The 9,263-nt window shown below is 56.4% G+C and carries 4 protein-coding genes; 2 read left to right on the forward strand and 2 right to left on the reverse strand.

All coding sequences use genetic code 11. From position 1 onward, the window contains the following. The first annotated feature begins 14 nt into the window (after nt 1–14). On the forward strand, nt 15–3,512 hold the full coding sequence (locus tag IGS51_RS11970) for a PAS domain S-box protein (protein ID WP_297078601.1): 3,498 nt from the start codon (nt 15–17) through the stop codon (nt 3,510–3,512). Nucleotides 3,513–3,526: 14 nt separating this feature from the next. Beyond that, nucleotides 3,527–4,627, forward strand: coding sequence for an ATP-binding protein (locus IGS51_RS11975; protein ID WP_297078602.1), 1,101 nt, complete (start codon nt 3,527–3,529; stop codon nt 4,625–4,627). A 194-nt stretch (nt 4,628–4,821) separates the two neighbouring features. Here IGS51_RS11975 and IGS51_RS11980 read toward each other — a convergent pair whose 3' ends face one another. Both IGS51_RS11980 and IGS51_RS11985 read right to left on the reverse strand, forming a co-directional pair. Next, a complete protein-coding gene (locus IGS51_RS11980; protein ID WP_297078603.1) occupies nt 4,822–7,329 on the reverse strand; it encodes a right-handed parallel beta-helix repeat-containing protein in 2,508 nt (835 codons plus the stop codon). Nucleotides 7,330–7,433: 104 nt separating this feature from the next. Beyond that, nucleotides 7,434–9,263: Ig-like domain-containing protein (locus IGS51_RS11985; protein ID WP_297078604.1), on the reverse strand; the 1,830-nt coding region annotated here is incomplete at its 5' end.

Genomic DNA, 9,263 nt, shown 5'->3' on the forward strand with positions numbered 1-9,263 from the left:
GATGACAGTATCCGATGGACGAATCGCAAGCGCCTAAATCTCAGCTTCCCCTGGTCTCGTCTGCGGCGCAGGCGGGTGATTTGGGCTGGGTTCCAGAGGGCGAAGCCGCACTGCGATCGCGCATTGCCGAGCTAGAAGCCCAACTTCAGCAGCAGCAGGCCGCGCTTCAGCAGGCCCAGGCCGCGCAGCAGATTCGGGAACAGTTGCAGGGATTGCTCGATGGCGTAGATGCGGCGATCGCCCAGATTCGACACTTTGCCGATGGGCGCTGGTACTACACCTACTGCTCTGCTGGATATGCCTACATCTTTGGCTACTCCGCACAGGAGTTTATCGCGCAGCCTGGTCTATGGCATGAGCAGGTTCATCCAGACGATCGGGCGATCGCCCAAACCATCTTTGCCAATATCCTCGCGGTTTATGCAGACACCCCACCCAGCCAGCGCACCTTTGCAGTGGAATATCGCTTTACCCACAAAACCACTGGCTTGCGGTGGATTTCTACGCGCTTTCGCGTAGAAAAGCCCACTAGGTCTGCTGACGGACAGACAAGCTGGATCGTTAACACCCTCAGCATAGACATCACCGACCGCAAGCAGGCAGAACTAGCCTTGCAAGAGCAAGAGTCCCTGCTGCGGCTGACCTTAGATCTCAACCATGTGGGCACTTGGAAATGGGATTTGGCTACTGGCCGACTGGATTGGAACGAGAATCATTTTCGGTTATTAGGACTGTCTCCCACCGATGTCGAACCTACCTACGAACACTGGCAGCAGGCTGTCCATCCAGATGACTTGTCTTGGGTCGAAGAAAACGTGCAGGCGGCGCTGATCCAGCAAACTGACTATCGAGCCGAATATCGCATCATTTTGCCCGATGGCACCACCCGCTGGGTGCTGGGGCTAGGGCGGGGGCTATATACTGCCTCTGGCACGCCCACTGGCATGATTGGCATCATTATGGATATCACCAGTCGCAAACAAACCGAAGCCGCGTTGCGGCTGTCTGAGGCGCGGCTGGCGGGCATTCTCGACATTGCGGCAGACGCTATTATTTCGGTTGACCAGTCTCAGCGAATCATTCTGTTTAATCAGAGTGCCGAGCGCATTTTCGGCTACAGCAGCGCTGAGGTGATGGGGCAGTCAATCGATTTGCTGCTGCCCCAGGATTTCTTTGAAACAGACCGTGAAGCAATCCATGAGTCAACGTCGTTGCGATCGCCCCATCAGCGATCGCCCCATCAGTTAGAACGGCCGCAGCAATGGGGCAATCGGCTTTTAGGCGAGGTGCGGGCCCGCCGCAAAGACGGCAGCGAGTTTCCGGCCGAAGCCTCGGTGTCCAGGTTGGTGCAGGGTGGAGAGGTCGTGTTCACCACCATCCTGCGAGACATCAGCGATCGCAAGCGAATTGAGGCCGATCGTTTGCAGGCCCAAGCCTCGCTGCATCAGCAGTTTGCCCGCGAACGAGCGCTCAACCGGGTCATGCAGGCGATTCGCAACTCGCTTGACCTGCAAAATGTCTTCGCCACTGCCACCCGCGAGGTCGCTTTCTTGCTGGCGGTGAACGGCGTTTGGGTGTCGCGCTACGACTCGCAGCGGGGAGTATGGGTGGATGTGGCCAGCTATGCCCACAGCGCCAACTTTCGCCCATCGGGTCTAGAGATTCCCGATGACAATAACCCGATTGCGGCTCGGCTCAAGCGCCTGGAAATTGTGCAGATCGATCGCAGCGAAGACTTGGCTCTGGTAGACCCTGCCTATCCGGCGAAAGATGAGGCAACAGCAGCAGTTTGGCTGCTGGTACCACTACGGGTTGAGGGAATCGTGTGGGGGGCATTGGGTCTATCGTCCAATCGCCATATCAAGGCCTGGCGAGAAGACGAGGTAGCGCTGATTCGGCTCGTGGCTGATCAAATGGCGATCGCCATTCAGCAGTCCAATCTCTATCAAGCGGCTCAGACAGAACTGGCCGAGCGCCAGCGAGTCGAAGCCGACCTCCATCGGCTGAATCGTGAACTCGAACAGCGAGTACGCGAACGCACCGCCCAACTCCAGATTTCCCTCTCTGCCGCCCAAATGGGCATCTGGGAGCGCGACATGGCCACCGGAGCGCAAACCTGGTCGCCCGAAAACTACGCCGTTTTGGGCTATTGCACTGATGCCGACGGGCGCGTGCTGGATTCCCACGGAAACGAAATCAGCCCCCGCCCGGTTCACCAGTCGTTTTATGACCGGGTGCATCCCGACGACCGAGAGCGGCTAGACAAAATTGAGTACGACTGTTTACAAACCCACACGCCTTACGACTTAGAGTATCGGGTCGTTTGGCTAGATGGCTCTACGCACTGGCTCTACGAACGGGGCACATATTTATTTGATGACGCGGGCGTTGCGGTCAAGCTGATCGGCGTGACGATGGACGTAACCCACCTCAAACAAACCGAAGCCGCGCTGCGCCAGAGCGAAGAAATGTTTCGACAGTTGTTTGAAAACGCCCCGATTGGCATTCTGCTGCTGTCGCCAGAGACGGGGCACATCCTGCGGGCAAACCAGCGCTTTTGTCAGATGTTGGGCTATACCCCAGAGGAAATGACCCGCTTCACCCCCGCAGATATTACCTATCCGACCGACTGGAATTTGTCTGCGCCGCTGCTGGAGCAAGCCATGCGCGAAACCAGTCGCCCCAGCAGCCCGCAAGAAGTTCCCCATTTCCGCATTGAAAAGCGCCTGATTCACAAAAACGGGCAGATCCTCTGGGTAGAGTTGACGGCTTGCTTTGTTCGCAATGATCTGAGCCGACTGGGCTATGGCGTGGCAATGGTGCAGGAAATTGGCGATCGCAAACAGGCCGATGCCCAAATTCGCACCTCCCTCCAGGAAAAAGAGGTGCTGCTCAAAGAGATCCACCATCGCGTCAAGAATAACTTGCAGGTGATTTCCAGCCTGCTGCGAATGCAGGCCCGCCGCCTGGAAGATCGCACCGCGGCCATGCTGCTGCTAGAATCCCAAAATCGGGTGCAGTCGATGGCGATTATCCACGAACAGCTCTATCAATCAGCCAATTTCTCGAAAATCGACCTGGATAACTACATTCGTCCGCTGCTGGCCAATCTGTTTCAGACCTATGGGGTGAGCCAGCAGCACATTGTTCCGGCGATCGCCACCCACGGACTCAGCTTCAACCTCAACGCGGCTATTCCCTGCGGACTGATCATCAACGAGCTAGTCTCCAACGCCCTAAAATATGCCTTTCCAGAGGGCCAGTCCGGTAATATTACTATTTGCGTAGAAATTCAGCCACCCGCCGACAGCACGACATCCCATCTGGGAACGCTAACAGTGAGCGACGATGGCGTTGGAATGCCGCCCGATTTGGACTGGCAGCACACCAACTCCTTGGGACTGGTCATCGTCCGCAGCCTAGTTGCTCAGTTGCAGGGCGACCTGGAGCTTCAGCGCGAATCGGGGACAACGTTTATTATTCGCTTCCCAATCGCAAACCCGTCTGCTTAACCGCTTGCCGTCCTATGCCACCCACTCGTCTGCTCATTGTTGAAGATGAACACCTCATCGCGTATGACTTGCGGGAATCGCTAGAGCGGTTTGGCTACGAGATTGTAGCAATTGCCGACACGGGCATCGACGCAGTGCGCCAGTCCGAGCAACTGCGGCCAGATCTGGTGCTAATGGACATTCGGCTGCCCGGAGAGATGGACGGTATCGATGCTTCCGCACAAATTCAAACCCAGCTCCACATTCCCGTGGTGTATCTCACGGCCAATGCTGATCAGGCCACGCTAGAGCGGGTTGCAGCCTCGCACCCCTATGGATATGTCCTCAAACCCTTTAACGATCGCATTCTGGCGACCACGATTGAAATTGCCCTGGCCCGCCATCGCGCCGAAACTGCTGCCGAAGCGGCTCAGCAATTGACCGAAGCCGAAATGCAGCGCCGCGCCGAACATCTGGCAGTGGTTTCTCACGAAATTCGCACGCCGCTGATGGCAATCCGCGCCTGTGCCGACTCGTTGCAACGTTATGGCAACCTGCTCCCTCCGGATAAACAGCAGCAGCATCTTCAGCAGATTCAAACCGCGGCCGAAAGTCTCAGCCTCTTGCTAGAAGATATTCTCCTGCTAGAGCGAATGCATTCCGACCATCTGGAATTCTTCCCTACGCCCATCGATGTTGCCAGCTTTTGCGAAGAGCAGGTCGAGGTCTGGCGCTATACCTCAGATCATCAGTGCGAATTGGCATTCTTTTCGGATGGAGCGCCTTGCATCACCCAGCTTGATCACAAGCTGCTGTGGCATGTGGTGAACAATCTGCTGTCAAATGCAGTGAAATATTCTCCAGAAGGGGGCTGCGTATCTCTGACGGTGTTTTGCCAACCGGACACGATTGGGCTTCAGGTCAAAGATGAGGGCATTGGCATTCCGCCAGAGGCCCTGCCGCAGTTGTTTGAACCGTTTCATCGGGCCAGCAACGTCGGCGAAATTCCCGGCACGGGGCTGGGGTTGGCGATCGCCAAACGCTGCATCGACCTCCACGGCGGTCAGATCAGCGTGGAAAGCACCTTGGGGGAAGGGACTGTGTTTACCGTGCAGCTCAACCGATCGGAGGGCTAATATGAGTTGCGCTAAGTGGCGCTCAGTAGTGCTACTCAGTAGTGCTATTCAGAGGCGCTACTCAGAGGCGCTACTCAGAGGCGCTACGCCTGAACCTCCTGGAAGCCCCGCAGACGCTTGACTGGCTATCCAAAATCGCAAATCCAAAATCCAAAATCGCCAATCAATGCGAGGATCGCAAACAGACGGCTCAACTATCGGAAGCAAGACTGCGCCCCCGGCTTGTTCGTAAACACGGGCGGCCCCGGCAGCACTTGCACCGTCCCCGTGTTGCGCGTGGCAACCGTTGGCAAATCGCCCACCTCAAATAGCCCCCCTGCTGGATTGCTCAGGCGAATTCCGGCTGCGCTGCTGTTGTTGTTCACCACTGCACACACATCAGCGGCATTGCTGGTTGATGCAACGGTCAAATCTGGGTTGCCTGCCGTCAGATTGTTGGCAATCCGGTTATCCTGAATATCAGCAATCACAGTGGCAGCACTATTCGCCGTGAGGCTGATGCCTGCCTGCGAATTCCCAGAAATTTCGTTGTCGCTGATGCCGCGAGAGTTGTTATCTGGGTCGGTCACAAATTCCTGAAACGAACGATTGTTTGCAACGGCCTGAATACCCGGCCCGCCGTTGTTGCGGATGATGTTGTTCCCAATGCCAAACTCCTGAGCCGACAGTCCATTGGCCGTGATATCAATGCCTGCGCCGCCATTATTTTCAATTCGGTTGCGGCGGAGGTAGACTTCCTGGGCAGAGGTCGTCAGGCTATCCAGCACGCTGCCCACAACCTGCACCCCTGCGCCGCTGCTGCCTTGAATGACAACGTTTTCCAGGGTGACCTCCTGAGAGCCTGTGTTATCCGCCTGAATCAGAACTCCCTGGCCACCGCTGTTGAGAATGCGGCCCCGGCGGAGGTCGATTTGCTGGTTGCCTACGTCGTTGGCTTGCACCAAAAGTCCCTGGTCGCGGCTGTCTGTAATCACCACGTTTCGCAGGGTAATGATTTGTTCGGGTGTGAGGCTAGCGGGGCGATCGCCCTCTACCACCATCTCAATCCCCACCCGCTGACTGCTGGATCGATAGCGGGCAATGGTCACTTGGGTCGTATCGTCAGTAGTGTTGCGAATCAGCATCCCCTGCCCAGACCCCGCCCCGCCCGCAATGTTGCGAAGCTGATGGTCAAATATGACGACGCTGCCCGTCACGTTGTCCAAGAAAATGCCGCGATCGCCCGCATTCCGAATCGAGTTGTCGCGCAGTTCCACGTCTCGAACGCCATTGCCCACGATGGCACTGCCCGCCGCATCCTCCAGACGGAATCCGGCTAAGACGGTGCGGTTCCCCAATCTCACCAGATCTGGGCCGCCACCCCGGATAACCGGAAAATTGCCATCACCCGACAAAGGCAGCCGCACCAAAACACCATCCTGGTAATTCAGGACTGGGGAAAAGGGTAGCCGCACATCTGTTCTGGGAAAGCCAGGGAAGGGCAAGCCACCGAGTAGCTGCACGGGGCCCTGGGATAGCACCTGCACCCGATCGGGAATGGTGAAGGCAGGAATGTTTACCCTGCGCCCTGCATCAACGTACACCACATCGTTGCCGTCAGAGCGAGTGGCATTGAGAGCCGCTTGAATCGTCCCAAAGGGTCGCTCAAACGTCCCGTCGCCGCCCGCCCCCCGGCCCAAAATCACATGATGAAACCGATACGGCTGCTCTTCTTCCGGGTTCATCAAGGGCATCGTCACCTGCTGGGTCGAGCGCTCGACTTCTTGTTGACGATCAAGGGCAATGCCTCGCGCCCGCAGAATTGGTTCCCCGAGTCGAGCCTGAACCAGCATCGGATTGCCAATTGGCCCACGAGGGCGAATGCGGGGAAAGGTGAGCGTTGCAGAGAAGAGTAAGTTAGTGCCAAACAGATCGTCATCTTGGAGGGCGAGGCCGAGGTTCAGGCTAGGATTGACATCGGCATCCAGGCGCAGCCGCCAACCCAAGGCGCTGTCGCCGCCTGTGGGGTCATAGAAATAGATGCCGCCATAGCCTCGCAAGTCTCCTCCCTGCCAGTGGGCAAGCCGAGCGCCTGCTTCCAGGTCAAACCCGCCAGCGGCCGCTTCGTAGGTTCGCAATCGCTGCTCCTCGATCAGATTTTCTAGGAGCAGAAAGTTGCCCTGAAAGCGGGTGCTGGTGTTCAGAATGCTGCTGATCTCCTGTTCGCGATCGACCTGACGGCGATCGCCAATCGGCAGGTAAGCATTGAAATGAAAATCCCAAATCGCGCCTAAGCTTTCTACCCCCAGCCCCAACTGATGAAACGTGTTACGCCGGGTCTGGCGATTGTCGTAAGCCAGATAGCCCCCCCAGATCCGGTTGTCATCCGCATCGTAGAATCGGTGCCCCAGAAGCAGACTGCCTCCGACGTTGCTCTCTTCACCCAGGTAAAGCCTTGGCTCCAGGAAGGTAATCCGCTCCCCCGGAGATTGATGCAGCGGGATAAATCCTTCCAGGTTTACTGCCTCTTCGTAACCCGATCCACCCGTGTTGTAGCCTGCGCTAGCCCGCACTGGAATGGCCAGGTCAATTGCAGAATCACTCGTGGGAGTATCGGGCGGGGGGGCTTCCTGGGCGTTGATGGGGCTTGGATTGAGAAAACCACTCAGCAGTATCTCTAGCAGGAGTCCACAGGAAACAAGCTTTAGGGGAAAACACTTCATCTTGGTTAGGGGTAAGCTCGACAAAACACGAGGCAAATAAGATAAGACCGCAGGAACTGCGACTAGAGGGTATCTGGAAATATCCAGAAAGACCCAGATACCTTCTAGAAAATAAAGTGACGAGCTTGCAGGGTGTTTGCATTTACGGCTTCTAGCACGCCCAGGGTCGCAAACTGACCCCCAATTTTGACATCCACTTGAGTATCTGCACCCACCTGACGGAGGCGGATGTTACTCATGGAGCCACGACCTCGGAAGATGGCTCGCAGATCGATGCGATCGCGCACAATCTCAAAATCAGTAATGGTGTCGCCAAATTCGGCCTTCGAGCGATAGATAAAGGTGTCATTGCCTTGTCCACCGGTGAGGCGATCGCGTCCTGCACCGCCGATGATCCGGTCGTTGCCGCGGCCCCCGTTAATCACGTCGTCGCCTTCGTCACCTACTAGCAAATCGTTGCCACCGCCGCCGTTTAGCGTATCCCGACCCGTGCCGCCAAAAATCCGATCTCGACCGCGCCCCCCGTTGAGGAGGTCATCGCCTGCTCGACCGTGGATCAGGTCGTTGCCGCCGCCGCCGTTGATGATGTCATTTCCATCCCCGCCGTCCAGATCATCGTTTCCAGTGCCGCCGTTGAGGATATCGTCGCCTTCATCCCCTCGCAGAACATCAGGATCGCTGCCGCCGTTGATGATGTCGTTGCCGCCTCGACCGTAGATGATGTCTCGGTCGCTAAACCCGTTTAAGATATCATCTCTATCGGTTCCGATGATGGTGTCCGACCCTGAGGAGCTATTGGAGGTGGTTTGGGACGCAATTTCAATCGTGGTTGTCGCAGGCGGACTGGTCAGCGTGCCATTGCTGACGACCACCGTGATGGTGCGATTGGTAGTATCTACAGAGCGGGCGGAGTTGTTGTAGGTGATGGTGGCGATCGCCAGCTTATAATCCGCGAGAGATGCCGCACCGCTCAAAATCAGTTGCCCTGTCGTCGGGTTATAGGCGGAGGCGGTAATCCCCGGAGGCAGGGCACCCCGAATACCAAGGCTCTCCAAAGACCCATTCGGTCGATTGACCAATGTAATCACAGCCTGCTGAAGAATCGTGCTGCCAGCGCTGTTAATCGTCAGGTCAATATCAGCAATCGGCGCTGGAAATCCTTGCACAAAGCGGGTCTGATAATCCTGCCCAGAAACACCACTACTATCGTCTGCATCCAAATCAATCGTAAGCGCAGGATTTCCATCCGTCCCTGTGACTGTAATGCTCAGTGTCGAGGTGTCAGTGCCACCGTTGCCATCGCTGACGGTGTAAGCCACAGGCGGCACTGGCCCTGTATATCCCGTTGCTGGAGTAAACGTAAACGTGCCGTTCGCGTTAATAGTCAGCGTGCCAATCCCCGGCAGGTTGGCTGTTTGTCCAGCAGTGAACTTGGTTGTGCCAATGGTGAACTCGGTGATGCTGAGCGTGTCGCCATCGGCATCTGTCGCATTACTCAGTAGATTGCCGCTCAGCGGATTGTCTCTTGCCACACTGAGGGTCTCATTGCCATCAATAGGGGCGCTATTGGCAGGAATAACTGTGATGCTGAGCGTAGATACATCCGTCGTCTCGCTACTATCCATGACGGTGTAAATCACAGGCGGCACCGGCCCAACATAGCCCGTAACCGGAATAAACGTGAACGTACCATCTGTGTTAATGGTCAGTGTGCCAATGCCTGGAATTGTGGCAGTATCGCCTGCACTGTAATAAGTATCACCGTCAATTGTGAACTCGATAACGCTAAGTGCATCACCATCTGCATCTGTTGCGTTGTCTAGCAAATTGCCACTTAGCGGGGTGTTTTTGGCAACACTAAGAGTTTCGTCTCCATCAATCGGTGGATCGTTGACTGGCGTGACCGTGATGCTCAGCGTTGAAGTGTCTGTCCC

The organism is Thermoleptolyngbya sp. M55_K2018_002, from assembly GCF_015295965.1.
Taxonomy (GTDB): Bacteria; Cyanobacteriota; Cyanobacteriia; order Elainellales; family Elainellaceae; genus Thermoleptolyngbya; species Thermoleptolyngbya sichuanensis.

Bases quoted from the DNA above. Each gene is read 5' to 3' on its own strand.
- IGS51_RS11980 (WP_297078603.1), bottom strand. From the start codon at position 7,329: ATGAAGTGTTTTCCCCTAAAGCTTGTTTCCTGTGGACTCCTGCTAGAG.
- IGS51_RS11975 (WP_297078602.1), top strand. From the start codon at position 3,527: ATGCCACCCACTCGTCTGCTCATTGTTGAAGATGAACACCTCATCGCG.
- IGS51_RS11970 (WP_297078601.1), top strand. From the start codon at position 15: ATGGACGAATCGCAAGCGCCTAAATCTCAGCTTCCCCTGGTCTCGTCT.